21 protein-coding genes are annotated in these 25,543 nt (G+C 43.7%); 6 read left to right on the top strand and 15 right to left on the bottom strand.

What is annotated here, in order from left to right:
• Window positions 1-141: 141 nt before the first annotated feature.
• The 4 genes from ACXAC4_RS00890 to ACXAC4_RS00875 all read right to left on the bottom strand — a co-directional run bounded on the left by ACXAC4_RS00890 (window position 142) and on the right by ACXAC4_RS00875 (window position 4,255).
• Entirely contained in the window at window positions 142-1,401 is a 1,260-nt protein-coding gene (locus ACXAC4_RS00890; protein ID WP_475158389.1) for an endonuclease/exonuclease/phosphatase family protein, read from the bottom strand.
• 181 nt (window positions 1,402-1,582) lie between these two features.
• Window positions 1,583-3,229: a chaperonin GroEL gene (groL, locus tag ACXAC4_RS00885; RefSeq protein WP_349284784.1), complete on the bottom strand. Its 1,647-nt coding sequence runs from the start codon at window positions 3,227-3,229 to the stop codon at window positions 1,583-1,585.
• Window positions 3,230-3,275: 46 nt separating this feature from the next.
• On the bottom strand, window positions 3,276-3,563 hold the full coding sequence (locus tag ACXAC4_RS00880) for a co-chaperone GroES (protein WP_058028548.1): 288 nt from the start codon (window positions 3,561-3,563) through the stop codon (window positions 3,276-3,278).
• Between the two features lie 149 nt (window positions 3,564-3,712).
• Window positions 3,713-4,255, bottom strand: coding sequence for an FxsA family protein (locus ACXAC4_RS00875; RefSeq protein ID WP_475158388.1), 543 nt, complete (start codon window positions 4,253-4,255; stop codon window positions 3,713-3,715).
• Between the two features lie 188 nt (window positions 4,256-4,443).
• Between ACXAC4_RS00875 and cutA the strand changes: the two genes are divergently transcribed.
• The 5 genes from cutA (at window position 4,444) to accC (ending at window position 9,072) form a co-directional block, all read left to right on the top strand.
• Complete coding sequence (gene cutA, locus ACXAC4_RS00870) at window positions 4,444-4,764, top strand: divalent-cation tolerance protein CutA (protein WP_475158387.1); 321 nt, start codon at window positions 4,444-4,446, stop codon at window positions 4,762-4,764.
• Complete coding sequence (locus ACXAC4_RS00865) at window positions 4,764-6,530, top strand: protein-disulfide reductase DsbD (RefSeq protein ID WP_475158385.1); 1,767 nt, start codon at window positions 4,764-4,766, stop codon at window positions 6,528-6,530. The genes cutA and ACXAC4_RS00865 overlap by 1 nt, the downstream gene beginning before the upstream one ends.
• 231 nt (window positions 6,531-6,761) lie before the next feature.
• Complete coding sequence (gene aroQ / locus ACXAC4_RS00860; protein ID WP_475158384.1) at window positions 6,762-7,223, top strand: type II 3-dehydroquinate dehydratase; 462 nt, start codon at window positions 6,762-6,764, stop codon at window positions 7,221-7,223.
• Between the two features lie 17 nt (window positions 7,224-7,240).
• Complete coding sequence (gene accB, locus ACXAC4_RS00855) at window positions 7,241-7,705, top strand: acetyl-CoA carboxylase biotin carboxyl carrier protein (protein WP_475158381.1); 465 nt, start codon at window positions 7,241-7,243, stop codon at window positions 7,703-7,705.
• 23 nt (window positions 7,706-7,728) lie between these two features.
• Window positions 7,729-9,072 carry an acetyl-CoA carboxylase biotin carboxylase subunit gene (accC, locus tag ACXAC4_RS00850; protein ID WP_058028542.1) on the top strand — a complete coding sequence of 448 codons (1,344 nt, stop codon included), beginning with the start codon at window positions 7,729-7,731 and terminating at the stop codon, window positions 9,070-9,072.
• Between the two features lie 75 nt (window positions 9,073-9,147).
• On the opposite strand, the gene tldD is transcribed toward accC, so the two are convergent.
• From tldD to ACXAC4_RS00805, 9 genes are all read right to left on the bottom strand, one after another.
• Window positions 9,148-10,587 carry a metalloprotease TldD gene (tldD, locus tag ACXAC4_RS00845; RefSeq protein WP_475158380.1) on the bottom strand — a complete coding sequence of 480 codons (1,440 nt, stop codon included), beginning with the start codon at window positions 10,585-10,587 and terminating at the stop codon, window positions 9,148-9,150.
• The gene (locus ACXAC4_RS00840) at window positions 10,580-11,404 is read right to left on the bottom strand and encodes a carbon-nitrogen hydrolase family protein (RefSeq protein WP_475158378.1); all 825 of its coding nucleotides are present in this window, start codon (window positions 11,402-11,404) and stop codon (window positions 10,580-10,582) included. The genes tldD and ACXAC4_RS00840 overlap by 8 nt, the downstream gene beginning before the upstream one ends.
• Window positions 11,404-15,372, bottom strand: a complete 3,969-nt coding sequence (locus tag ACXAC4_RS00835) for a YhdP family protein (RefSeq protein ID WP_475158377.1) — start codon at window positions 15,370-15,372, stop codon at window positions 11,404-11,406. Before ACXAC4_RS00835 ends, ACXAC4_RS00840 begins: the two co-directional genes overlap by 1 nt.
• 15 nt (window positions 15,373-15,387) lie before the next feature.
• Window positions 15,388-16,860, bottom strand: a complete 1,473-nt coding sequence (gene rng / locus ACXAC4_RS00830) for a ribonuclease G (RefSeq protein WP_421965186.1) — start codon at window positions 16,858-16,860, stop codon at window positions 15,388-15,390.
• Window positions 16,853-17,431 carry a Maf family protein gene (locus ACXAC4_RS00825; RefSeq protein ID WP_475164008.1) on the bottom strand — a complete coding sequence of 193 codons (579 nt, stop codon included), beginning with the start codon at window positions 17,429-17,431 and terminating at the stop codon, window positions 16,853-16,855. Before ACXAC4_RS00825 ends, rng begins: the two co-directional genes overlap by 8 nt.
• Window positions 17,428-17,907: a rod shape-determining protein MreD gene (gene mreD / locus ACXAC4_RS00820; RefSeq protein ID WP_138481646.1), complete on the bottom strand. Its 480-nt coding sequence runs from the start codon at window positions 17,905-17,907 to the stop codon at window positions 17,428-17,430. Before mreD ends, ACXAC4_RS00825 begins: the two co-directional genes overlap by 4 nt.
• Window positions 17,900-18,739, bottom strand: coding sequence for a rod shape-determining protein MreC (gene mreC / locus ACXAC4_RS00815; protein WP_475158375.1), 840 nt, complete (start codon window positions 18,737-18,739; stop codon window positions 17,900-17,902). The genes mreD and mreC overlap by 8 nt, the downstream gene beginning before the upstream one ends.
• Window positions 18,739-19,782 (bottom strand): rod shape-determining protein, encoded by a 1,044-nt coding sequence (locus ACXAC4_RS00810; RefSeq protein WP_058028534.1) that lies wholly within the window; start codon window positions 19,780-19,782, stop codon window positions 18,739-18,741. Before ACXAC4_RS00810 ends, mreC begins: the two co-directional genes overlap by 1 nt.
• Window positions 19,783-19,850: 68 nt before the next feature.
• Window positions 19,851-21,920, bottom strand: a complete 2,070-nt coding sequence (locus ACXAC4_RS00805) for an SUMF1/EgtB/PvdO family nonheme iron enzyme (RefSeq protein WP_475158373.1) — start codon at window positions 21,918-21,920, stop codon at window positions 19,851-19,853.
• A gap of 213 nt (window positions 21,921-22,133) precedes the next feature.
• On the opposite strand from ACXAC4_RS00805, the gene ACXAC4_RS00800 reads away from it, so the two are divergent.
• On the top strand, window positions 22,134-23,048 hold the full coding sequence (locus tag ACXAC4_RS00800; protein WP_475158372.1) for a 1-aminocyclopropane-1-carboxylate deaminase/D-cysteine desulfhydrase: 915 nt from the start codon (window positions 22,134-22,136) through the stop codon (window positions 23,046-23,048).
• On the opposite strand, the gene ACXAC4_RS00795 is transcribed toward ACXAC4_RS00800, so the two are convergent.
• Window positions 23,034-24,689, bottom strand: coding sequence for an EAL domain-containing protein (locus ACXAC4_RS00795; RefSeq protein ID WP_475158371.1), 1,656 nt, complete (start codon window positions 24,687-24,689; stop codon window positions 23,034-23,036). The two genes, ACXAC4_RS00800 and ACXAC4_RS00795, sit on opposite strands and share 15 nt — an antisense overlap.
• Before the next feature lie 176 nt (window positions 24,690-24,865).
• A complete protein-coding gene (ssb, locus tag ACXAC4_RS00790; protein ID WP_475158369.1) occupies window positions 24,866-25,531 on the bottom strand; it encodes a single-stranded DNA-binding protein in 666 nt (221 codons plus the stop codon).
• Between the last annotated feature and the right edge of the window lie 12 nt (window positions 25,532-25,543).

The raw sequence follows: 25,543 nt of genomic DNA, 5'->3' as shown, positions 1-25,543 counted from the left end.
ACAGGCTGTATTCTAAAAATTAATTACCAACTAAGATGCCATATTTTACGTTTTCAGGTATAAAAAACCGAAGCCTTTGAGCTTCGGTTTGCAAGAAAGCTTCAAAATAAATAATGCGGTGTAATAAATTATTTTACCGCTTTACTTAGTATCATCAGTTGCCAGCTTATTTAATGTAATATCAGACCAAACCAGACGATGATCTGAGCTTTGCAGACCCGGCCCGACTAGATGATAGTTTGCATCCGTTTTGCTCGGCCAAAACACCGCGGTTTGCTCAACCTGAATGCCAAATGTTGATGGGATCACATAATCAGCACGCATTTTCCAATCGGCAGTATGAGTCGCAGAAAATTGATTATTGGGTGCATTCTCAACTCCGCCCACGCTAACAGGCGTGAGTTTGCCATTGATATATTCACTGGCAAATAATTTAGCCATTGGGTTGCCCGTACCGTTACCTTCATCAGGAGAGGCATTTAAATCGCCCATGATCACAAAGCGCTTGTTCTTGCCTAGCCCGCCCTTTTGACCGTGATCGTCATAAATGTAGTCTGATGCATTTGGATCCACATAATCCCACCAAAAGCGAATTTCATCATGGTTACGTAAGCCATTTCTATCTTCTTTACCGTCAAATACGGGTGGTGTTGGGTGACTGGCAAGGACATGAATAACTTCATCACCCACTTTAACTGGCACATCCCAATGGCTTTTCGACGACAACCTAAATATTTCAAGCTCTTCTTCGCTATACCAGGCTTCGCCCGTCTCTGGGTTTACTGGCAGCGTTGCATTGGGCATGTCTTTCCATAAGAACTTTTGGAAGGTGCGTACTTCATCTGTGATGATTGGATGCTGCGACAACAACACCATGGCATATTGCCCAGGAAAGACCCCAAAGCCATAAGCGTCCCCACCGCCGACACCCGCTTTGCCGTCATTGTTTAAATCAAATTCAGTGATAATGCCCGTGTTAGATTCTGCAAGGTAAAAATAAGGGTAATCAATGCCTTTCACACCATTTTGACTGACGTTTAAGTAATTTTTAAGCAGCGCTTTCACCGCACTGCCATCAGCCACATAATCGAACTCAGCCAGTAATAAAACCTCAGGTCGAACGCGTTGGATGATCTCTGCCACTTTTTTAATTTGTGTATCGTTACCGCTTTGTACGTCGGCCAGAATATCGCCGGCATTTTTGCGATTTAAGTACGCGTTAAAAACCGCAACTCGAAGCTCACCTTGCTTGGCAGGCTCACCCAAATCACTGGTTTGTATTTGGCTTTGTGTTTCTTGAGATGACAATCTAGTCGACTCATTGGTGTTTGAATGATTCAACGAACACCCTGCCACACTTAAACTGGCTAATATGCTAAACACCAATACACTTTTATTCATGAGAATATCCTTTACGTGCTGAGCCCGGTTCTCAGCAGCTGTTAGAATTTAAAATCGCCTTAGATTAAATACTTAATTCCAATAACTCAACGCATTACGACGAGTTGCTAAGCATAGTTCTAAACGCAAAAAACCTCGCAAATGCGAGGTTTTTTATAAGCGTTTAGTGCTTAGGGGGTGATTACATCATACCGCCCATGCCACCCATTCCGCCCATGCCACCCATGTCTGGTGCAGCTGGTGCTTCTTGCGGGATTTCAGAAACCATTGCTTCTGTTGTGATCATAAGACCCGCAACTGATGCAGCGAACTGAAGTGCTGAACGCGTTACTTTAGTTGGATCTAGGATACCCATTTCGATCATATCGTTGTAAGTACCGTTTGCCGCGTTGTAACCATAGTTACCTTCGCCACCTTTCACGTTGTTTACAACAACTGATGCTTCGTCACCTGCGTTTGAAACGATTTGACGAAGTGGTGCTTCCATTGCACGAAGTGCTACTTTAACACCGTGATTTTGGTCTTCGTTGTCACCTGACAGCTCAGCAATTTTGCTGGCTACGCGAACTAGTGCAACACCACCACCTGGTACAACACCTTCTTCAACCGCTGCGCGAGTTGCGTGTAGCGCATCTTCAACGCGGTCTTTCTTCTCTTTCATTTCAACTTCAGTTGCAGCACCAACTTTGATTACTGCTACGCCGCCAGCTAGTTTAGCCATACGCTCTTGTAGCTTTTCTTTGTCGTAATCAGAGGTTGCTTCTGCGATTTGTGCTTTGATCTGCTCAACACGACCATCGATTGAAGCTTGCTCGCCAACACCATCGATGATTGTTGTATCATCTTTAGTGATAACAACGCGCTTAGCTGTACCTAGGTCTTCAATCGTTGCTTTTTCAAGCTCTAGACCAATCTCTTCAGAAATAACTGTACCGCCAGTTAGAATTGCGATGTCTTGTAGCATTGCTTTACGACGGTCGCCGAAACCAGGCGCTTTAACTGCAGCAACTTTCACGATGCCACGCATGTTGTTAACTACTAGCGTTGCTAGTGCTTCACCTTCAAGGTCTTCAGCAATAATTAGTAGTGGCTTGCTTGTTTTAGCAACCGCTTCTAGTGTAGGCAGTAGCTCACGGATGTTAGATACTTTTTTGTCTACTAGAAGAATGTGTGGGTTATCTAGTTCAACTTGGCCTTTTTCAGCGTTGTTGATGAAGTACGGAGATAGGTAACCGCGGTCAAACTGCATACCTTCTACTACGTCTAGTTCGTTCTCTAGAGATTGACCTTCTTCAACTGTGATAACGCCAGACTCACGACCTACTTTTTCCATTGCTTCTGCAATGATGTCGCCGATTTCTTTGTCTGAGTTAGCTGAAATAGTACCTACCTGTGCGATTGCAGTTGCGTCTGCACAAGGAACCGAAAGCGCTTTTAGTTCTTCAACTGCAGCAACGACTGCTTTGTCGATACCTCGCTTAAGGTCCATTGGGTTCATACCCGCAGCAACCGCTTTAAGGCCTTCATTCACGATAGCTTGTGCTAGTACCGTTGCAGTTGTTGTACCGTCACCTGCAGCGTCATTTGCTTTAGACGCAACTTCTTTAACCATCTGTGCGCCCATGTTTTCGAACTTGTCTTCTAGTTCGATTTCTTTCGCTACAGATACACCGTCTTTCGTGATAGTTGGTGCGCCGAATGACTTGTCTAGTACTACGTTACGGCCTTTTGGACCTAAAGTTACTTTTACTGCGTTTGCTAGTACGTTTACGCCCGCTAACATTTTTGTGCGTGCGTCACCTGCGAATAATACTTCTTTAGCTGCCATGTCTTATATTCCTCTAAATTCTGTATGTAAAAACCGTAAGTTCGACTTATTCAACAATACCTAAGATATTGTCTTCGCGCATGATCAGGTACTCTTGACCTTCGATCTTCTCTGTTTTCTCAATGTATGAGCCAAACAGTACAGTGTCGCCTGCTTTTACTTGAAGTGCTCTCACTTCACCATTGTCCAACACGCGACCGTTACCAACAGCAACGATTTCACCACGAGTTGATTTTTCTGCTGCAGAACCAGTTAGTACGATACCGCCAGCAGACTTTGTTTCTTCTTCTAGACGCTTAACAATAACGCGATCATGTAAAGGACGAATGTTCATGTGTGTCGTTCTCCTAACAATTTGAACAATGACAGAATGTTAATTTTCTACCAATTAGCCCAATTGCCTTGGGCTAAAACTTTAAATCTTTGTTGCAACTCTTTATGGGGATGTATTTTTCAAAACCCAAGAGAAAAAATTAAAAATTTTTAATCTTTACGCTTATATTCACCTTCAAAGGTGTTCGAGCCGTCAACGTTACGCTCTGGTTGACGAGATTGTGCGTCTTCAAATGGACGATTTGCTTGCTGCTCAAAAGGATTGTTTTGCTGCGTGCTTTGTTGGCCGCTTTGTCCAAAACCAGCGCCAAAACCACCACCAAAGCCAGTTTGTACTTTGACTGATGCTTGTGCCAATAACGCTTTAGATAATGAGCGGCGCACAGCTGGGGTTAATAAAAGAAAACCAAGTACGTCAGTCATGATACCCGGTGTCATTAGTAAAACACCTGCGATGATCACACACAGACCGGTAAAAATGTGCTCGCCCGGCAACTGGCCCTGTGCCATTTGTTGCTGCACATTGGTATACGCACCTAAACCTTGTTGTTTAACACACTTAGCGCCGATGATGGCGGTAATAATGACTAATGCGATGGTTGCAAACCCACCAATCACATCACTCACTTGAATAAGTAGCGCAATCTCAATAATGGGAACCACAATAAAAAGCAAAAATAAAATACGGAACATAGGGTCTCCTAAAGTCAATGAAAGAGAAATATGGCTAGTTCGGTCTATTTTCAAGTAATCTGGCGCAAAATACACCTTTATATGGCAACTATATTGTAAGTTTGCGTAAACGAGCGTTTGGGCTAGCCCATTCATTGCGCTAGTATGATACGTGGTTTTGGTGAACAGGTTTTAGAGAAAAACACCTTATGACAAGCGATTATAAAATTGTACTCACTTCATGTGAGACTAAAAATGACGCGCGCAAACTTGCTGCGATACTCGTTGAAAAAAAATTGGCTGCCTGTGTAAACATTTTGCCCGAAGTGGAGTCTGTGTATGTATGGCAAGGAAAAGTTGAACAGCAAACCGAAAGTAAACTTTTCATTAAGACCAACGTACAACGCTTGGAAGAATTAATGGCATGTATTAAATGCCACCACAGCTATGATGTGCCTGAGATCCAAGTTCTTGATGTATCGACTGGCAACCCTGACTATTTTAATTGGATAAATGAGGTACTGAGTTAATGCGCATAGTGGCATTTTTGCTTTGCTTGCTGTTTATGCTTCCCGCACAGGCAGCGAACAACACGGTGTTAAATAGCCTTTTAGCCCCAAAACAACAAACCTTCTTACCGGTAAACGAAGCTTTTCAGTTCGATTTCGATCAACAAGGCACCATCTTATTCACCGGCTGGGAAATTGCACCTGGTTACTACATATATAAGCATAAGCTCGAGATCATTGCTAAGAATGCCAAAATCAAAGTGCCGCAACTCGACCCAGGTGTTGAAATAGAAGATGAGTTCTTTGGTAAGACCGAAGTGTATTTTGATGAGCTGGCTGTTGTTTCTAGACTGAGTGACATTGGTGAAGATGCCGTCGTTAAAATTCGCTACCAAGGCTGCGCCGAAGCTGGACTCTGTTACCCACCTGAAGTGATCACTATTCCGCTTTCTATGCTGAACAAGGCATCAGATAAACCAAGTAAAACCACTGATACGGCTGCATCAGCAGGTAATAATAGTAACGACTTCGTCAATAAGCTCGCTGAGCAAGATTTTTTAACCAACTTAGCTGTGTTTTTTGGGGTTGGTGTGTTGTTGGCATTTACACCATGCGTGTTTCCTATGTTCCCTATCTTGTCGAGCTTGATTGCTGGCCAATCAAAGCTATCGACTAAAAAAGCATTCGCACTGTCATTTGTGTATGTACAAGGCATGGCCGTCACTTACGCTGCGCTTGGTCTGGTTGTGGCTGCGGTTGGTGGGCAAATTCAAGGTTACTTACAAAGCCCTGCGGTACTGATTAGCTTCAGCCTACTGTTCGTCTTATTAGCTTTTGCCATGTTTGGTTGGTACGAAATTAAACTGCCAGAGAAGTTTATGACGCGTTTAACTAACGTCAGCAACCAACAAAAAGGCGGTAACTACACGGGCGTCTTCTTTATGGGTGTGCTGTCTGGTTTAATCGCCTCACCATGTACCACGGCTCCGCTCTCTGCTGCACTACTGTATGTTGCGCAAAGTGGCGACTATCTTGTAGGTGGTTTAACCCTTTATGTGTTAAGTCTTGGCATGGGTCTACCACTGTTACTATTGGGTACTTCTGGCGGTAAATTGCTGCCTAAAGCAGGCGCTTGGATGGAACAAGTGAAAATGCTGTTTGGCTTCGTGATGCTTGTAGTGCCTTTAGTCTTGCTAGAACGCATTCTTGAATGGAATACCATTCTTTTACTTGGCAGCGTATGGCTGGTTATTACCGCACTATTTTTACACCATTGGCAAAGCCAAGAGCAAGCCAGCAAGCTTAAAACTACACTTTGGGCTGCTGCCGTGTTGTTCATGATAGGTGGTGTATTAACGGCAAAACATGTATTAATGCCACCAGCCAAAGTAACAGCGGTTACCACGGCATCTGATGGTAAGTTTAAACTGCTGCCTGATTTAGCTGCACTGCGTGAAGAAGTCACCCAAGCTAACCAACAAGGCAAAATTGTCATGGTCGATTTATACGCTGATTGGTGCGTCGCCTGTAAAGAGTTTGAGAAATATACCTTCTCAGACGACAAAGTGAAGCAAGCGTTTAAAGACTTCTCTTTGTTGAAGCTCGATCTGACCGTGACCAATGAGGTGAGTAAAGAGATTTACCAAACCTTCAATGTGGTTGGTTTACCTGCCATCTTATTTTTTGATGCGCAAGGCAACGAGCTAAGCAATTTGCGGATCACCGGCTTTCAAAGCGCCGAAGAGTTTACCGCCCACCTAGAAAAAGTACGCCAAACGGTACAATAAACACACAAATCTGAGGCTGTGAGCTGATAAATTCAGCAAGCAGCCTAGGCTATTGACCTATCTCATCACCTTGCTGATTAGACCAGTATTTTGCTGCTATTTAACACGAACTCTCTATAATAGTCTGCGAACGTGAGAAAAAGTTGCTATTTTCAATCGAACGGCTTAGTTTAACGAACTGAATAGAATGAATTTTTAGTTTGTTATAGCTTTTAAGGAATTTCGCGAATTATGTCTGCAAAATTTAAGATTTTAGTACTCAATGGCCCAAACTTGAATATGTTAGGCCGTAGAGAGCCTGAGAAATATGGCTCGCAAACTTTGTCTGACATTGTAAACAACCTTGAAAAGCAAGCTGAGCAACTGAATATCACGCTGACACATGTTCAAAGTAATAGTGAAGCAGAGCTAATAAATACAATTCATGATGCATGGCAAGCTATCGATGCCATTATCATTAACCCTGCTGCTTTTACGCATACCAGTATCGCTCTGCGCGATGCGCTGTTAAGTGTCAGCATACCGTTTTTTGAAGTGCATATTACTAATGTATATGCACGCGAACCTTTTCGTCATAAGTCTTATTTTTCTGACGTGGCCGAAGGGGTGATATGTGGATTAGGCGCACTAGGTTATGAAGCAGCATTAAATGCCGCACATCATCTACTGCACAACAAAAATAACGCAAATTAACTAACAGGCGGGCCATCATGGACATTCGCAAAATTAAAAAACTTATCGAATTAGTAGAAGAATCAGGTATTGCAGAGCTTGAGATCACTGAAGGTGAAGAGTCGGTACGTATTAACCGTCACAGCAGCGCTCCAGTTATCGCAGCACAACCACAGCATTATGCTGCAGCACCAGCACCTGTAGCTGCACCTGCGGCGGCACCTGCACCAGCAGCTGAAGCGGCTCCAGCAGCAACGGCAGAGCCTGCGGGTCATAAAGTACTTTCTCCAATGGTTGGTACTTTCTACGCAGCTGCTTCTCCTGAAGCACCTAAGTACGTTGAAGTTGGTCAGTCTGTAAACGTTGGCGACACACTATGTATCGTTGAAGCGATGAAGATGATGAACCAAATCGAAGCTGACAAAGCAGGTGTAGTTAAAGCTATCCTAGTTGAAAACGGTGAGCCAGTAGAGTTCGACCAACCACTATTCATCATCGAATAATCACGCAATAGAAGGCAAATGCTATGTTAGACAAAGTAGTCATTGCGAACCGAGGTGAAATTGCACTTCGCGTATTGCGTGCCTGTAAAGAGCTAGGTATTAAAACGGTTGCTGTGCATTCAACAGCAGACCGTGACTTAAAGCACGTGCTACTTGCAGACGAAACGATTTGTATCGGTAAACCAGCTGCTGCTGAGAGTTACTTAGATATTCCTCGTATTATTGCTGCGGCTGAAGTAACTGACGCAGTTGCAATTCACCCGGGCTACGGTTTCTTATCTGAAAATGCTGATTTTGCAGATCAAGTTGAGCAAAGTGGCTTCGTATTTATCGGTCCTAAAGGCGACACAATTCGTCTAATGGGTGACAAAGTGTCAGCCATCGAAGCGATGCGTAAAGCGGGTGTACCTTGTGTACCAGGTTCAGACGGTCCACTGACTGAAGACAACGAGCGTAACGTTCAAATCGCTAAGCGTATTGGTTACCCGGTAATCATCAAAGCAGCTGGCGGCGGCGGTGGTCGTGGTATGCGTGTTGTTCGCTCTGAACAAGAGTTAATTGATTCAATCGCATTAACTCAACAAGAAGCAAAACAGTTCTTTGGTAATGGCATGGTTTACATGGAGAAATTCCTTGAAAACCCTCGCCACATCGAAGTTCAAGTGTTAGCTGATGGTCAAGGTAATGCAATTCACTTAGGTGAGCGTGACTGTTCAATGCAGCGTCGTCACCAGAAAGTTGTTGAAGAAGCACCAGCACCAGGTATCACAGCTGAAATGCGTAAGTTCATCGGTGATCGTTGTACACGTGCATGTATCGAAATCGGTTATCGCGGTGCGGGTACGTTCGAATTCCTATACGAAAATGGCGAATTCTACTTCATCGAAATGAATACACGTATTCAGGTAGAGCACCCTGTAACTGAAATGGTTACTGGTGTTGACCTAATCAAAGAGCAGCTGAAAATCGCTGCGGGTCAACCTCTATCAATCACACAAGATGACGTTGTGATTAAAGGCCACGCAATTGAGTGTCGTATTAACGCAGAAGATCCTGTGAGCTTTATTCCTTCACCGGGTAAAATCACACGCTTCCACCCTGCAGGCGGCTTAGGTATTCGTTGGGACAGCCACATTTATGCTGACTACACTGTACCACCACATTACGACTCAATGATCGGTAAGCTTATCACTTATGGTGAGAACCGTGATGTTGCAATCGCGCGTGCGCGTAATGCTTTAAATGAATTAGTGATCGATGGTATTAAAACCAACACACCATTACATAAAGACATCCTTGCGGATGAGCATTTCCAAAATGGTGGCACAAACATTCATTACCTAGAGAAAAAGCTAGGTCTTCAATAAGACACTACTTTTACAAAAAACCGATATCAATGATATCGGTTTTTTTACGTCTTTAATTCGAAACTAAACTATTGCTTAAGCTGTTCCGCCGACTGTGATTTCGTCGATTTTCAAGCTTGGTTGGCCCACACCAACAGGAACACTTTGACCATCTTTGCCACATACGCCAACGCCGCGATCTAGCTCTAAATCGTTACCGACCATAGAGATCTTATGCATTACATCTGGTCCATTACCTATCAATGTTGCACCTTTAATCGGTTGCGTAATCTTGCCATCTTCAATTAAGTACGCTTCAGAGGCTGAGAATACAAACTTGCCCGACGTGATATCAACCTGACCACCACCGAAGTTTGACGCAAACACGCCTTTTTTCACGGTACTGATGATCTCTTCTTGGCTGTGCTCACCCGGTAACATATAGGTATTGGTCATGCGCGGCATGGGTAAGTGCGCGTAAGACTCGCGACGACCATTACCGGTTGGGGCAACGCCCATCAGCCGCGCATTCATCTTATCTTGCATGTAGCCTTTCAAAATACCATTCTCAATAAGCACGTTGTAACCCGCTGGCGTACCTTCATCATCAATATTTAAGGAGCCGCGACGGTCAGCCATGGTGCCATCATCAACTACTGTACATAGGCTAGAAGCTACTTGTTCGCCTACTTTACCGCTAAATGCCGATGCGCCTTTACGGTTAAAGTCGCCTTCTAAACCATGACCTACGGCTTCATGCAACAGCACGCCCGGCCAACCAGCACCTAATACAACCGGCATAGCACCTGCTGGCGCGTCAATCGCCTCCAAGTTTACCTTTGCCATACGAACCGCTTCTTTGGCGTATTCCATCCAGCGAGGCTTACCGTCGACTAGCTCTTTAAAGTAGCCATAATCTAGACGTGCACCGCCACCCGCACCGCCACGTTCGCGGCGACCATTCTTCTCAAGTAATACTGAGCAATTGAGGCGGATCAGCGGACGAATGTCAGTTGCAAAGGTGCCATCACTGGCTGCTACTAGAACTTCTTCATAGACCGCTGACATCGAGCTGACAACCTGCTGTGCATCAGGCGCAAGCTCACGAATGTAGTTTTCAATCTCTTTTAATAGTGCAACCTTATCGTTATCACTCATGCTGGTGATTGGTTGCAGTGGCGCAAATTGCTGCTTAGCTGAGACATCACTAAATACTTGTACAGTTTTGCTTTCGCCCGCTTGCGCAATACTACGCGCAGCCATTGCCGCTTTATTTAATGCTTCGATGTTGATGGCATCTGAGTATGAGAAACCCGTTTTTTCTCCTGATACCGCACGCACACCGACACCACGCTCGATGTTATAACTGCCTTCTTTTACGAGGCCATCTTCTAACACCCAAGTCTCGTTATAACTTGATTGAAAGTATAAATCTGCGTAATCAACTTGATGTTGGTGAATATAGCTTAGAGTTTGCTCCAGTTGCTCTCTGGTAAGCTGGCTATCCGTTAATAAGTTCTGCTCAACATTATTCATAAAACGTGCTCTTAAATCGGTTATGTTGGTGCACAGGTAAACTGGCACGAACTTGTTGGAGTTCTGATAAATCTAGCTGACACTCTATGTTTGTCAGCTCAGTTTTGGCATTCGCTAACACCTCACCCCAAGGTGAGATAGCAACACTGTGGCCGTAAGTCGCTCTGCCATTGTCATGCTGCCCTACTTGTGCTGCCGCCAATACATAGCACTGTGTTTCTATGGCTCGGGCTTGTAGTAAAGGCAACCAATGCGCTTCGCCAGTGACAGTGGTAAATGCGCTAGGGACTAAAATAATATCTGCACCCAGTGCCATCATCTGCTGATAAAGGCCTGCAAAACGCACATCATAACATACACTTAAACCAATTCTGCCAAAAGGCGAATCGACAACTACCACATCACTGCCCGCTTGGGTAAACTTGGACTCTCGATAGCCACCACTACCATCTTGTACTTGCGCATCAAATAAATGGATCTTGTTGTATTGCGCGACAACCTCACCCTGCTCATTAAAGAGTAGGCTGGCAGCATGGTATTTACCAGTATTTTCAGAGGGTAATGCTATGGTGCCTGCAGCAAGCCAAATACCAAATTGGCGACACAGTTGCGCTAACTTCTCAACCCAAAGGTAATTGCTTTTACTCTGTTCAAGCGTTGTTACGCCGTCTTTGTTAAAACATAACCAAGTTTCGGGTAAACAGACTAAAGTCGGTTGTTTTAAATTTGCTTGGGTAAGTTGCTGTTGCAGATAGTTGAAGTTTTGCTCTGCGCTCATGGTTGAGCACATCTGCACAATAAAGGCCTGAGGATGCATTAATTTCCTCCTTCGTTCGCTTTATCTTTGTTTTTGCTTTGTTCGCTTTGTTGTGTTTTTACTGGGATTTGACCTGCTTCTAACTTCTCAGCCTTAACCGAAGTGGCACTCGAAGAAGGCTCACTAACGGCCTCACCTTCAACAACTGGCTGAGAGGCTGGTTGCTCACTCGGTGCTGGGGGTTCACTTTGTGCAGGTTTAGGGATCTCGATTTCGCGACTCTTTCTGTCGATCTCCGTCACCACAGGCTCTTGCATGGTGCCTGTGACTTTAAACTTAATTTCAGAAATAACCCTTGCCGAGTGTAATACTTGGTCGAGTGCCAAAGCGGCAATACCCGTTACTGGGTTCACCATCCACCCCACAATCACAGGCAAACTCGACGTCACCTGAGGCGCAACCGCCAAATCATAGTTAATTTCTTGGGTGTCTAAATTGGCAAAGCCTTGAATGGTCAAATCAGCGGGAACCCCATCCATTTTCGTGTCCTTGGTGTACGCGATCCCTTCTGCGATTTGTATGCTGCCTTCCATACTGTTGTAAAAGAAGCCTTTTGAGAAGACATCACGAAAATCGAGTTTTAGTTTACGTACTAGCGAGTCTAAACTCAGTAATGAGAACACCCGTGCGCCTTTGTCACTGATCTCAGATAAATGACCTTCGCCCAACTCCCATTGAATGTCTCCCGCTAGGCTAGGCACATGGACTTTATAAGGCGCGCCTTGCCAGCTCAGTTGATAGTGCATATTGGCTTTTGAATCTTTAATTGACGAGGTTAAGTCGAACTCTGAAAGCAATTCACCAATATCACGACTATTCATGATACCGCTGATCTCAGTCATGCCGTCTTGCCAACTACCTTGACCTCTAAATACATGATCTTGCTTATCAACCACTAACTCTGAAATATTAAACTTTTCCCCATCACCAAACATAGACAATGACACTTTATCTAGTTGGTAGGTTTTCACTTTGCAATCAGCACACAACATCTCAATGGCAGGCATACGGGTGAGCCATTGTAACGACTCAGCACTGTCTGGTTTTGAGGGGGCATCATCCGGTTCCGCTTCAGGCACGTTTAAACGTAAATAATCACTGTCTATCTGGATAGGTCGACTTGAACCACCTTCTGGTACCGCGACCGTCGCACGTAACTCTTTAGCATTGAGACGGATTTGTGTACCTGTTGCAACTGGCTCTAAACGCATTTCAAAATCGTTAAACGGTAAGCCTGAAATTGTTAACGCATCAATTTGCGCAGTAATTTCGTGAAGCTTTGGTAACATACTAGGATTGTCTGAAGGCTGGGCGCTGATCTGGATTAATCGATCAATAAAATCTATCCATGGCACCAATGCTATTTCAGGTAGCTCGATAGACACCTGAAAATCTTGCTGCGCTAAACCTCGGTCTTGTCGTGCTGCAATGATATGGGTATTGCTAAAGCGACCTGTTTCATTCTCTAAAATGGCATTAAAGAATAGCTTTTCTTGAATACTCGCCGTGATAAGGTTTGAAATGTCGTCACCACGTACTTGACCAGATAAAGGCCAACTGGTTTCAGCTTTTTTGCTGTAAGGCAATGGCAGAGAACTTTCTAAGCCGATTAAGTCCGATGTAAATTTGGCGTTATATGTGAACCCTTGTGGTGCAAAATCTAATGTAACTTGCGTGTTTAAGTCGGTTGTTCCTACTAGGTAACCGTCCATGATCCCATGCCCATAAGGTAATAACTTATCTGTACTCGCTTTAAGTAAGGTATCTATTTCAACCTTGTAAACTTGCGCCTGTGATGCGCCATGTACTGACAAGGTCAGAGGCATCTCTAGCCAAGACGCGGTCGCCGCTTTTAAATCTATAACCTCATCATCAAATGTTAATGTCCCGCTTACCTGATTTAACTGCATGCCCGGTTGAGTTAAATAGACAGAGTTATCATCCAATAACACTCGACCTGTGGCGTTTACGGCGAGACTTTTAAGGTCAATATCAAGTAACACATCTCCCGTCACCGCACCTTGTGCTCGTACCACATCAAAGACGTTTGTTAAGGGATCTTTTAAAGGCGTTTTGGCAAAAAATGCACCTAAGCTTTGTGCTTGCGTTGTTTGTTTGATATCGACAATGAGGTTATTTGCCTGTTCTAAATTTGCCAGACTCACTTGCACACCACCGTCAATAGACTGATTGATCAGCTTGCCCTCTTCAACGTAAATGTCCATGCGCTCATTGACAAAATGCAGTGTCGCAGTCGCTTCTTTGACTGCGGGCCATTCAGGCGCAAAGGCAAACTCTGTCTGGCTGAGTTCAGATAAAACTTCGAATCGACCTGTTTTATTAATATATGGAAAGTCTGTTAACTTGCCAGAAAGCAACACTTGAGAACCCAGATGCTGACCCGCTTTGATGGCACCGTTTAAGTAGTTGATGAGTGATTCAGCCATTAACGTCTGTGGAAAATAGTTCTTCGCGATTTGCCCGTTACCACCTTTTACTTCAACGTATAAATCAAGCTCAGGCTGCTCAAGTAACCGCAACTGCATTTCTGCTGCGAGGGTTAAGTCTTGATTATCTAGCCAGATAGAGTCACTGGTAACACGCCAATGACCATTAAACTTATCTATATCAAAACGCCCTGCTAATTGCGCATAAGCAATCGGTTTAGCAAACATATCCGCAGTATGTAATTGCCCTTGTTGCGAATATAGCTCTATGACTGCCTGCTCACCTATCGCTTTCACTTCTAATCGCAGTGGCTCAGTAGCAGGAATACCTCGGGCATATTGCCAGTTTAGTTTGTCAGAGTAGAGCCACACTTTTGGTGCGGTATTGGTTTCAAATTCTAACTTGCCTTGTAGTGCCCCTTCTGGTGCTAACTCAGCAATTAAGTCAGTATTTGGTAAATTGGTTAATTGTATAAACTCTGAAATAAGTGGTAAATCCAGCCCCTTAAACCATACAGATTGGCGCTCAGCCAATTCAGCAACTATCGAAATATCAGTGTAAGCAAGATTATTACGGGTAAAATTAATCTCTGAACTTTGTAACGACCACCCTGATTTGTTTGGCAACATCAAGCCTTTTGCCTGCATTAAGCTAAGTTGCTGCGCCTGATTATCTTGTTGCCAATGAATATGGCTCGGCTTCATATTCAACTGAATGTTTTTGACCTTACCATGTGCCAATGACATCCACATTTGACCATTAATATCGGTGTGTAGGTCTTGTTTATTTTCGTCTAAATAAGGCGATAGCCAATCTTGCAGATCTACTTGGGATGCATGAAAGTAAACCTCTCCAGCTAATTCAGCCAATCTCTTACCCGTTAAGAGTAAGTCAGCACTTAATTGCCCTTCGGTAAGTCCGGGGATCCCAACCACACCTGTGCCTCGGTGTGCCAACACATTGTTTTGCCAAATAACATCCTCAAGCAGCAAGGTATGCTCTTTGCCATTGCGCATCGTGAGGTTAAGGCTACTATTTTTGATTGCAAAGTGCCCTGATTCCCCCAGAAATAAGCTTTCTATTAAGGCCTGTTGTTCAAACTCGGTATCGCTTTGTTGAGTTGAGATATCTAGTGCATTTAAATCGACATCTGCAGCAAAGCCTTCTAAAACAAAATAGTCAGATCTCAGCTGCAGAAAGCGCAAAGACTCAATGACGTTAATTTGTAAGCTGGTGTTATCGATACGCAGTCGAATTGGCGAGTTGTTGTTATCGTCAAAGGTGACGTCTTCTAGCACTAAGGCAGGACCTACGCCCTCCCAACTTGCAGTGATTGAGCCGATACGTAAGTCGACATTAAACTGCTCATTAATGAGCACTTCTAGGTCATGTTTATAGTCATTCGCATAAGGCAAGCTATAGCGAAAAACAGAAACCAAAACGGCAAGCAAAACCAGTGTGACAGCAATCAGTTGCCACACTTTTCGCAAACAAAAAAAACAAACCGCTTTGACTTGCATGGGTGTTTAATCGCCTTACATCATGACAACGTCAAACTGCTCTTGGCTATACAAGTTCTCTGTTTGAATGCTAACTTGTTTACCAATAAACAGTTCAAGTTCTGCAAGGTTGTGATACTCGTCATTAATTAACGCTTCACTCACCGCTGCCGATGCATAAACCATGAACTTATCAGCATCATATGCGCGGTTTACTCGCACAATTTCACGTAGGATCTCATAGCAAACTGTCTCAACGGTTTTCAATGAGCCGCGGCCTGAACATGATGGACATACATCACATAAGATGTGCTCTAAACTCTCGCGCGTTCGTTTACGTGTCATTTCAACTAAGCCTAGAGCCGACAAACCGTTAATATTGGCTTTTGCTCTGTCTTTCGCTAGTGCTGTTTCTAGAGAATGTAATACTCGACGCTTGTGCTCATCTGAGACCATATCGATGAAGTCGATAATAATAATACCACCAAGGTTACGCAGTCTTAGTTGACGCGCAATTGCAGATGTAGCCTCAACGTTGGTATTGAAAATGGTTTCTTCTAAATTACGATGACCAACAAACGCTCCTGTGTTTACGTCAACCGTCGTCATCGCTTCGGTTTGATCTATGATTAGATAACCGCCTGATTTTAATTCCACTTTTCGATGAAGCGCTTTTTGAATTTCACTCTCAACGTCAAATAAGTCGAAAATCGGCCTTTCACCTGGATAGTACTCTAAGGCATTAGACAACAGCGGAACGAACTCTTCGGTGAAGGTTTTAAGCTCTTGATAAGTCAGCTTTGAATCAACACGGATACGCTCCATGTCTTCACCAACATAATCACGTAATGTTCTAAATGCCAGAGTCAGATCTTCATGCAAAATTGCTGCTTTACTGGTTTTTCGACGACGGCCAATGATTTTCTGCCATAGTTTTTTCAAAAACTCAGCATCGTGTTGCAGTTCAGCCTCAGTCGCGCCTTCGGCAGCAGTACGAACGATGAAACCACCATTTTCATCATTGTATTGCGCCACAATCTTTTTAAGCCGACTGCGTTCCTCTTCGGTTTCAATACGCTGACTTACGCCAACATGCGTGGCATCTGGCATAAACACCAAATAACGCGAAGGAATAGTAATGTCTGTGGTTAAACGTGCCCCTTTGGTGCCCAGTGGATCTTTTACCACTTGTACCATGATGTATTGGCCTTGCTTAACCAATTCACGAATATCTTGTACTTTTTTGACGGGCTGATCGTCCACGCCTTCCTCAACAGATGCACTGTTGACGATATCAGAAGCGTGTAGAAATGCAGCTTTTTCTAAGCCTATATCTACAAAGGCGGCCTGCATACCCGGTAGCACTCGGCTTACTTTACCCAAGTAAATATTGCCTACAATACCTAGGTTACCCACTCGCTCAACTTGTATTTCTTGCAGCACGCCATTTTCGATTAATGCAACACGACTCTCACTTGGTGTCACATTAATTAATAATTCACTACTCATGCGCCCCCGCTATAAATGCTTTTATTAATTCATCTGTCTCATATAAAGGTAAGCCGACTACGGCAAAATAGCTACCCGACATCTGGGTAACAAAACGACCTCCAAGACCTTGGATCCCATAACCACCGGCTTTGTCTTGCGGCTCGCCTGATTGCCAATAAGCGGTAATTTCTTTATCTGTAAGCGCTTTAAACGTCACATCTGTCGCCACAACTTGACTCAATACCTTGTGATTATCGGCAACGGCAATGGCGGTTAAAACTTGATGAGTTCGACCTGATAAACGCTGCATCATGGCGATAAAATCGGCTTCATCAACAGGTTTACCCAGCGCTAAATTATCTACTACAACCACTGTATCACTGCCTAACACGGGTTTATCATCATACCTCATAGCCACACCTGTTTGAGCCTTAAGACGCGCCAAACGTTCAACTAATTGTATTGGCGTTTCTCCAGCGAGTTGCGATTCATCTGCGTCGACTGAAAACTGAGTAAACTCATAGCCCAATTGCGCAAGCAGTTGTTTACGTCTTGCTGAAGCTGAAGCGAGGTAAAGCGTGGTCATTATCTGATCCTAAATTGTCTTCGATATTTACGCAGTAGTAAAAAGATCCACGGCCAACAAAACATCCCCGTCAGGGCGGGCCATAAATACTCAGGATTAAAATAAATATCGAGTAAGAAGTGATTCAACCAAAATTGTAGCAAATGATATAAGGCTAAGAACAAACCAACTAATACTGCTTGCTGCCAAATCGAAAAGTTACGAATTTTTTGAAAGTTACTCACGGTAATATAAATACATATCGAGTAACACAATGAGTTAACCCCCAGCGGCGAGCCGGTTGCTAAATCAATAATAAGCCCTGTCACCCACGCCCAGCCAATGTTAACTCGGTGGGGTAAAGCCAACGACCAATACATGAGCACTAGCAGTACCCAGTCAGGTCGAAAGATATCTGTAGACAAGGGTAACGGCATCAGTGCCATGACTAATGCTAAAAAAAGTGAAAAACAAATCAATAAATAATGACGCTTAATCATTACGATTTTCCAAGCGTTGTTTGCCCAATACCACCAATAAGCGGACTCGGTCTAATTGTGCAATTGGCTCCGCATACACTTTCGCAAAAGGCACACTTTCATCACGATCAATGGAGGTTACAACTGCAACTGGGTAACCCTCAGGAAAAGTACCACCTAGCCCTGAAGTCACCAATACATCCCCTATTCTGACATCCAAACTATGAGGTACATGTGACAGGGTTAACTGATTTAATTTACCCATACCCTCAACGACCGTACGCACATCATTTCTTAAAATACGGACTGGCGTTGCGTGTGTGGTGTCTGTCACGAGTAAGACGCGAGAAGTTGTGGTACCGGTATGCGTCACTTGACCTACAATACCAAGCTCATCAATAACCGCTTGCCCTACTTGCAAACCATCTATAGTGCCTCGGTTTATCACCACTTGATGACTATATCGATTTGAATGCACAGAGAGTACTTGACCAATAAGACGCGAGCTTTTCTCACGCGAAGAGGCATTTAATAACGCTCTTAACTCTTGATTTTCTTTTTGTAGAAATTGTAGTTGTTGCAGCTGCTCACTCTGAAGTAACTGCTTTTCTCTGAGCGCTTGGTTTTCGTCAAGCAGTTGATCTCGAGTTTGTAAGCTGCGCGCACCTAGGCTCAACACCTCATAAGGCACATTAGCAAAGTACAGCAGGGGACTTACCAGTGTATGCAAGCTGGTACGCAGCACAGTACCGCCGCTCGTATAGCGATCACCAAGTATTAGTAAAATACTTAAAATGACCGCGACGGTCAGCCTAAATTGTAGTGATATCGTACGGCCAAATAATAAGTTCATTAGTCGTAACTAAATACATCACCACCATGCATATCAATCATTTCAAGCGCTTTACCACCACCACGAGCAACACAAGTTAGCGGGTCGTCAGCAACCACAACTGGAATACCTGTTTCTTCCATAAGTAGTCTATCTAAGTCTTTTAGTAGCGCGCCACCACCAGTCAGCACCATACCGTGCGCAGATATATCAGAAGCAAGTTCTGGTGGAGATTGCTCTAGTGCAACCATTACCGCACTCACGATACCCATTAACGGCTCTTGAAGTGCCTCTAAAATTTCGTGTGAGTTTAGAGTAAATGAGCGTGGTACACCTTCCGCTAGGTTACGGCCGCGAACTTCTATTTCAATAGGCTCTTCGCTCTTAAATGCCGAACCAATTTCATGCTTGATAGTCTCTGCCGTTGCTTCACCGATTAAGCTACCAAAGTTACGACGAACATAGTTGATGATCGCTTCATCAAACTTATCACCACCAATACGCACAGATGATGAATAAACCACACCGTTTAACGAGATAATCGCAACTTCGGTTGTACCACCACCGATATCAACAACCATAGAACCCGTTGCTTCAGATACTGGTAAGCCAGCACCAATTGCAGCAGCCATCGGCTCTTCGATTAGGTAAACCTCACGTGCACCAGCGCCCATTGCAGATTCACGAATAGCACGCTTTTCAACTTGCGTTGCACCACAAGGTACACAAATTAGTACGCGTGGGCTTGGGCGCATGAAATTATTATTGTGCACTTGCTTGATGAAGTGCTGTAGCATTTTTTCAGTCACATAGAAATCAGCAATCACCCCATCTTTCATTGGGCGAATTGCTTTGATGTTGCCAGGTGTACGACCGAGCATTTGCTTTGCCGCAGTACCCACTGACGCCACACTTTTAGGCCCACCAGCTCGTTCTTGACGAATGGCCACTACTGAAGGTTCGTTTAGTACAATACCTTCTTCTTTAACATAAATAAGGGTGTTTGCCGTACCTAAATCGATTGATAGGTCGTTAGAGAATAATCCGCGTAATTTTTTAAACATGAGGTTGAATAACCTTAAAGAATTCTTTTAAACACAGTGGCAGCCAAATAGGCTGCCACTAATAATTTTTAGCGCTCTCGTACTAAACGAAAGCCAATATAATTTGCTCTGAAATCGGGTGCTAACGCCAAACGTGTCGATACACGCGCAAGACTTGGTGCAAAGTTCCAAGCGCCACCGCGTACAGTTACATCATTCTGAGAGGCACGTTTTTGTGTCCACTCCCACACGTTACCTACCGTGTCATATAGGCCATAGTTATTAGGTGCAAACTCACCAACAGGGGCTGCACTCTTATTTGACCATTCACTGCCACACCAACCACAGTTTGCTAGGTTTTTACCAATCTCATTACCCCAAGGGTATTCTGACGTTGTGCCTGCACGCGCTGCGTACTCCCACTCAACCTCATTAGGTAAACGATATTGTTTGCCTTCTTCCCCAGATAACCAGTTTGCATAAGCTTTTGCGTCTTCATAAGACACACAAACAACCGGAAAGTTCTCACTTTGCTCATAACCTGGGTTTTGCCAGTTATAATCTAGCTCCCATACTGGTTCGCCGTTTCGGTAGTAAGCGCACCCTTTTGCTTTTTCAGCATCGGTTGTAAACCCAGTGCTTTGTACAAAGCGTCGAAATTCAGAAACCGTCACTTCTTTGCTTTGCATCGCGTATGAGTTGCTCAACACCTTTTCAACAACGGGTCTTTCATTCGCCAAACCATTGCCTGTTAAGTCACCCATCTTAAATGAGCCCGCAGGAATAATACTGATTTGGTTGTTCACTGACTGATTAACCAAACTCACTGCCTGAGATGTAACTGGCGACTCTGAAACTAGACTTACTGCAGGTTGCTCTACCTTTTTAGTCTCGACTTTTGGGTTCGACGACAAAGGTTGAGCTACCTTTGCCGCTCTAGGCTTTTTTACAAGCTGCGCATGGATAGTTTGTGCACGGCGAATGTTCACACGTGTTTTATAAGGTTCATACCCCAACTTACGCACTTCAATTTCATGCATGCCAACCGGGATTTGTAAATTCAGTTTTGTTGAGCCGTAGCTCACACCATTAATAAATACTTCATCGTCGTAAACGTTAGAGCGCAATGTTAGCTCAACCAGCTTATCTGTTTGTTTCTGAACTGGCGCTGATGCAACAGGTGTTGGCGCTCGCTCTACCACAGGCATAACCGTGCGCGGTTGCTGCGTCACAGTGTTATCTTCTGCGTAATTAAACTGGGTGTCAGAGAACGTTGTTGGGTAACTATTTTGATACCCAATACCACCAGATAATGGCGTGCCGTATTCTGAACAGAAGCGGTTATCGACGCTCAGTAAGCCACATAAGCGACTAGCATTCACATCGCCTCGCATCGTTACACTCAAGTTTACGCTGTAATTACCTTGACCACTGAAAGAGCTTGCGGTGACATGACTGCTCACTACCTTCACTTGCGCACCAGCTAAGTTGCGTTTTGGCTCAACTAAACGCTGCTCAGTCAAGTTTGCAAATAGCTGGTCAATAAAACGTTGCGTCGACTTTTGCAGACCCATCTGCTGACCACGTTGCTCACATGCCGCTAGCGTTTCTGTGCGCTTACAGTTAATGGTATGTTCGATTTCTAGCGTGCCTTCACGGCTAAATTCGTTTCTTAAGCGCTCGACTCGGGCGGTGCTTAATTGGTCTTTTAAGCTTTCAAGAGTGTTAACTAAGGTGTGTTTGGTAATGCGAATCTGTTTGATATCTTGTCGATGTGATGCAATCGCCGCCAATTGCATGGTGATATCTTCTTTATTCTGTTTATGTAAAGCAACCGCTTCTTGATATCGCGTTTGAGCGGCTGAGATGTTTAAAGAAGGATCATCGATAAGCCTACGATATAACTCGTTCATTGCATCGAGCGCTTGGTTTTTTTCTTTATCTAGCTCGGTAGAACGGTTTCTTAGTAAGTCTAGTTGTGACACTAAACGTGTTTCTTCACTGAGATGCTTATCTAAAATCTGAGTATAGTTTTCTAATTCGTTTTGCTTGACTGACAATTCAGCTTCAATTGCTGTGACGGTCGCGGTATCTTGTGCAAATACATTGGCTGCCAGTAAAGTAGCAGATATCAAGAGAGATAAAGGAGCGATTCGCATATTTTCCATTCCCAAAAGCGGCGATTATTTGGTCTTTGTTATTTTTTATAATTAATGCTTTATGCTATGTACTTAAACAGTAAAACACAAGCTTTGAACACACTAATATGTGAGTTTACAACTATTATCCACCCGCTTGCTACCTTTCTAGAAATATTTTCATCTCAAGATCTCAGCTGTTAGACTGAGGTTTTACACTCAATCATCATTAGTATGGATAATAATCAGTTTGTATTGCCTGAATCTCCTGTTCAAGAAATTCAACATCCGTTACTTGAACAAAAAAAGATCAAGCTCGCAATTAAACGAGATGACTTACTGCACCCTGTCATTTCTGGTAATAAATGGCGCAAGCTCAAATACAACTTGATCAATATGAAAAGCAAAGGCTATGACTCTTTCGTCACCTTTGGCGGTGCTTTCTCAAACCATTTATATGCCAGTGCAATGGCATGTAAAACTTTCAACTTAACTGGTCACGCAATTATTCGAGGGCCAGACATCGATGAAAATAACCCAACCATTAAGATGGCCCGTGCTTGTGATATGAACTTATATGCGGTAAACCGCAAAACGTATCGAATGCGCCATGACTCTGCTTATCTGAAAAGCCTACAAACTGAATTTCCTAACAGCTTCATCATACCCGAGGGTGGTACTAATAAAGCGGCACTGAGCGGTGTGGCTGAATTAGCGAAAAGTTTACCTCAATCAGACTATGTGATTTGTGCAACAGGTAGTGGCGGTACTGTCGCGGGGCTTGCCAAAGGGTGCGCACACAATACCCAAGTTATGGGCATCGCTGTCTTAAAGCAAGCTGACTATCTAAATCAAGAAATCGCGCAACTACTGACAGATAACCACAGTGGCGCACCATGGCAGTTATTAACAGATCATCACTATGGTGGGTATGGTAAATTCACAGAGGATGTTTGGACATTTTGTCAACTTATGAGGCAAACATACCAACTGCCTTTAGAGCCTATATATACAGGTAAAATGCTCTTTGCTGTATGGCAACTCATAAGCCAAGATTACTTCCCACAGGGCAGTAGTATCATGGCTATACATACTGGCGGTTTGCAAGGTCTTGATGGTTTGAGATATCGCGGCTTAATAACCCGCTAGCTCTAACTGCTGAAGAGGCTCTGAAAAATAATATCCTTGAGCCCCTTTTACACCTAAGCGCTGTAAGCACTGTAGTTCGGTTTGTGTTTCAACCCCCACAGCATAAACAGGTAAGCCAAGCTGTTTGCCCTGCCTAACGATATGACGTACAACCTTTTGCTGGGCATGTGATTCATCTATGTTATGAACAAGATCAAAAGATAGCTTTAATGCTTTGATACATTTAACCTGTTTTAAATCTTTTACGTTAAATGATTCTGATACTTGATCAAGTACTAACCCCGTACCAACTGTTTCAAGTCTGAACACTATGTCTTCAAGTAATACACGTTGCTGACAAAAATCATCTAAGGTCATTTCAAATAACACCCGTTTTGCCAACTGACTTTGTGCTAACTTTTCCAAAAGCCAATTAGCAAACTTGGGATCGCACCAATTAATAGTATGAATGTTCACACTCGCTAACAAATGGCTTTTATCTTTACTCAATACCTTAAAAGTGTGCTCAACAATAAAAGTGTCTAATGTCCACAAGCTTTCCTTGCTATGTAACTGAGGAACAAATTGCTTGGCCGCAATTAAACCTAGCTTCTCATGCCTCACTCTTAATAATGCTTCACTCTGAGTAATTTCTTGAGTCGCAAAACAGAATAAGGGTTGGAAAAAGAGAATAAACTGGCCATTCTCAATATACTTAATGAAGTCTGATTCTGAGTTTTGCATAGATATTTCGTGCGTTTTATTGAGTGGCGTAAGGTGAATATGCTGCCACACGTTATTAGTCGCAACACTCAGTGCAGAGCGTGCAAGCTGATAAACCTGAGTTTGATCACATTTTGACTGATAGTAACAAGCACCTAATTTAACCACTTTACGTGAAAGGTCGCCGCGAATGGCAAATAGGATCTGATACACCACTTCGTGCATTTTTTTACTGACAGCTGAGACATCCCCCCAAGCAACTTGCTCGATAGTGACCGCCAAAGCACCTGAGTTTAAGTATTTAACTGAGCATTTGGCATATTTAGAAAAGTGCTTGTGGAATTGAATCGCGAAATGCTGCTGTGCGTCGATACCTTCTTCTAAGTGATAACTCCATTTGATCAACGCAAAAATACTAAACAAATTCTCGTCTGTACATCTTGGTTGCTGGATTGAAGGCAGCACATTTTCTCTTTCGACAGGCAAAGACTTCTGTGGTTGGCGAAGAAATGGTTTTGGTCTCACTCTATATATCAGCCACCAGCGATAGCCAAACACAATTAGACCTATAAATAACAAATTAAACATCACTAAAGTGCTTGCATACTCCTGCAATACTTTTGGGTGTTGTACGTAAATTGTTGAGCCCGCAAACTCAAAGGTGTCTAGGCTTTTTATATTTGAACTTGGCTTTGTGCCGAATGAAACAAACTTCAAGCTAAATTGTCGCGCCAATATATCTAGTTTGTCGTCTGTTCGTTCAACTTCAGACAGTAAACTCACTTGCTGAACAAACTGCATGCCTTTTTGATGGATCTGTAGGTGGAACAAATGAATGAGTAATGCATTAAGAAAGCATACGAGCAATATCGAGGCAATTGCTAAATACCACTTAGATAATGTGTCTGTTACGCGTTTAAATAGCGGCTTCATCACCATACAACACCTCAATCAACATTGACTAAGTGTTGTTCACAAGTCTTAAAAACTCAAGTTTAGTGCACGGAAAGCCTAGTATTAGGTGACTGGCAAATAATATTAACTGATAGAAAAAATAAAACCCCGCAAAAGCAGGGTTTTATTAAATCTATTTCGTTTTATAAACGAGTTACTCGTTAAAACGGAATATCATCATCAAAGTCAATTGGTGGCTCCATCGGGTTTGATGCGCCGCCTTGTGGTGCTGATTGCGGTTTAGGTGCAAATCCACCTTGCTGTTGACCCGACTGCTGTTGCGGTGCAAAACCGCCTTGCTGTTGGCCCGATTGCTGCTGAGGTGCAAAGCCGCCTTGTTGTTGCGCTGGCTGCTGCGGTGCGAAACCACCTTGCTGTTGTGGAGCCTGCTGTTGCTGTGGTGCTTGGTTATACTGAGACTGTTGATTATTAAAACCACCAGACTGCTGACCTTGATACTGACCACCACCTTGCTGTTCGCCACGACCGCCAAGCATTTGCATCTGACCGCCCATGTCTACAACGATTTCTGTTGTATACTTTTCTTGTCCGCTTTGGTCTGTCCATTTACGAGTCTGTAAGCGACCTTCGATATAAACTTGTGAGCCCTTACGTAAATATTCACCTGCAACTTCAGCTAATTTACCGAACAACACTACACGGTGCCACTCAGTACGCTCTTGCATTTGCCCTGTGTTTTTATCTTTCCAGCTATCTGTTGTAGCAATGCTGATGTTTGCTACACCGTTACCATTTGGCATGTAACGAACTTCTGGGTCTTGGCCTAAGTTACCAACCAAAATTACTTTGTTTACACCGCGTGCCATGACGCACTCTCC

The organism is Pseudoalteromonas sp. AWM4_233 (assembly GCF_056158285.1).
Note: the sequence above shows the minus strand (reverse complement) of the source record. Positions and strands in the feature narration are given on the sequence as shown.

Coding starts and splice junctions, on each gene's coding strand:
- ACXAC4_RS00890 (WP_475158389.1), bottom strand. CDS start 1,401: ATGAATAAAAGTGTATTGGTGTTTAGCATATTAGCCAGTTTAAGTGTG.
- groL (WP_349284784.1), bottom strand. CDS start 3,229: ATGGCAGCTAAAGAAGTATTATTCGCAGGTGACGCACGCACAAAAATG.
- ACXAC4_RS00880 (WP_058028548.1), bottom strand. CDS start 3,563: ATGAACATTCGTCCTTTACATGATCGCGTTATTGTTAAGCGTCTAGAA.
- ACXAC4_RS00875 (WP_475158388.1), bottom strand. CDS start 4,255: ATGTTCCGTATTTTATTTTTGCTTTTTATTGTGGTTCCCATTATTGAG.
- cutA (WP_475158387.1), top strand. CDS start 4,444: ATGACAAGCGATTATAAAATTGTACTCACTTCATGTGAGACTAAAAAT.
- ACXAC4_RS00865 (WP_475158385.1), top strand. CDS start 4,764: ATGCGCATAGTGGCATTTTTGCTTTGCTTGCTGTTTATGCTTCCCGCA.
- aroQ (WP_475158384.1), top strand. CDS start 6,762: ATGTCTGCAAAATTTAAGATTTTAGTACTCAATGGCCCAAACTTGAAT.
- accB (WP_475158381.1), top strand. CDS start 7,241: ATGGACATTCGCAAAATTAAAAAACTTATCGAATTAGTAGAAGAATCA.
- accC (WP_058028542.1), top strand. CDS start 7,729: ATGTTAGACAAAGTAGTCATTGCGAACCGAGGTGAAATTGCACTTCGC.
- tldD (WP_475158380.1), bottom strand. CDS start 10,587: ATGAATAATGTTGAGCAGAACTTATTAACGGATAGCCAGCTTACCAGA.
- ACXAC4_RS00840 (WP_475158378.1), bottom strand. CDS start 11,404: ATGCATCCTCAGGCCTTTATTGTGCAGATGTGCTCAACCATGAGCGCA.
- ACXAC4_RS00835 (WP_475158377.1), bottom strand. CDS start 15,372: ATGCAAGTCAAAGCGGTTTGTTTTTTTTGTTTGCGAAAAGTGTGGCAA.
- rng (WP_421965186.1), bottom strand. CDS start 16,860: ATGAGTAGTGAATTATTAATTAATGTGACACCAAGTGAGAGTCGTGTT.
- mreD (WP_138481646.1), bottom strand. CDS start 17,907: ATGATTAAGCGTCATTATTTATTGATTTGTTTTTCACTTTTTTTAGCA.
- mreC (WP_475158375.1), bottom strand. CDS start 18,739: ATGAACTTATTATTTGGCCGTACGATATCACTACAATTTAGGCTGACC.
- ACXAC4_RS00810 (WP_058028534.1), bottom strand. CDS start 19,782: ATGTTTAAAAAATTACGCGGATTATTCTCTAACGACCTATCAATCGAT.
- ACXAC4_RS00805 (WP_475158373.1), bottom strand. CDS start 21,920: ATGCGAATCGCTCCTTTATCTCTCTTGATATCTGCTACTTTACTGGCA.
- ACXAC4_RS00800 (WP_475158372.1), top strand. CDS start 22,134: ATGGATAATAATCAGTTTGTATTGCCTGAATCTCCTGTTCAAGAAATT.
- ACXAC4_RS00795 (WP_475158371.1), bottom strand. CDS start 24,689: ATGGTGATGAAGCCGCTATTTAAACGCGTAACAGACACATTATCTAAG.
- ssb (WP_475158369.1), bottom strand. CDS start 25,531: ATGGCACGCGGTGTAAACAAAGTAATTTTGGTTGGTAACTTAGGCCAA.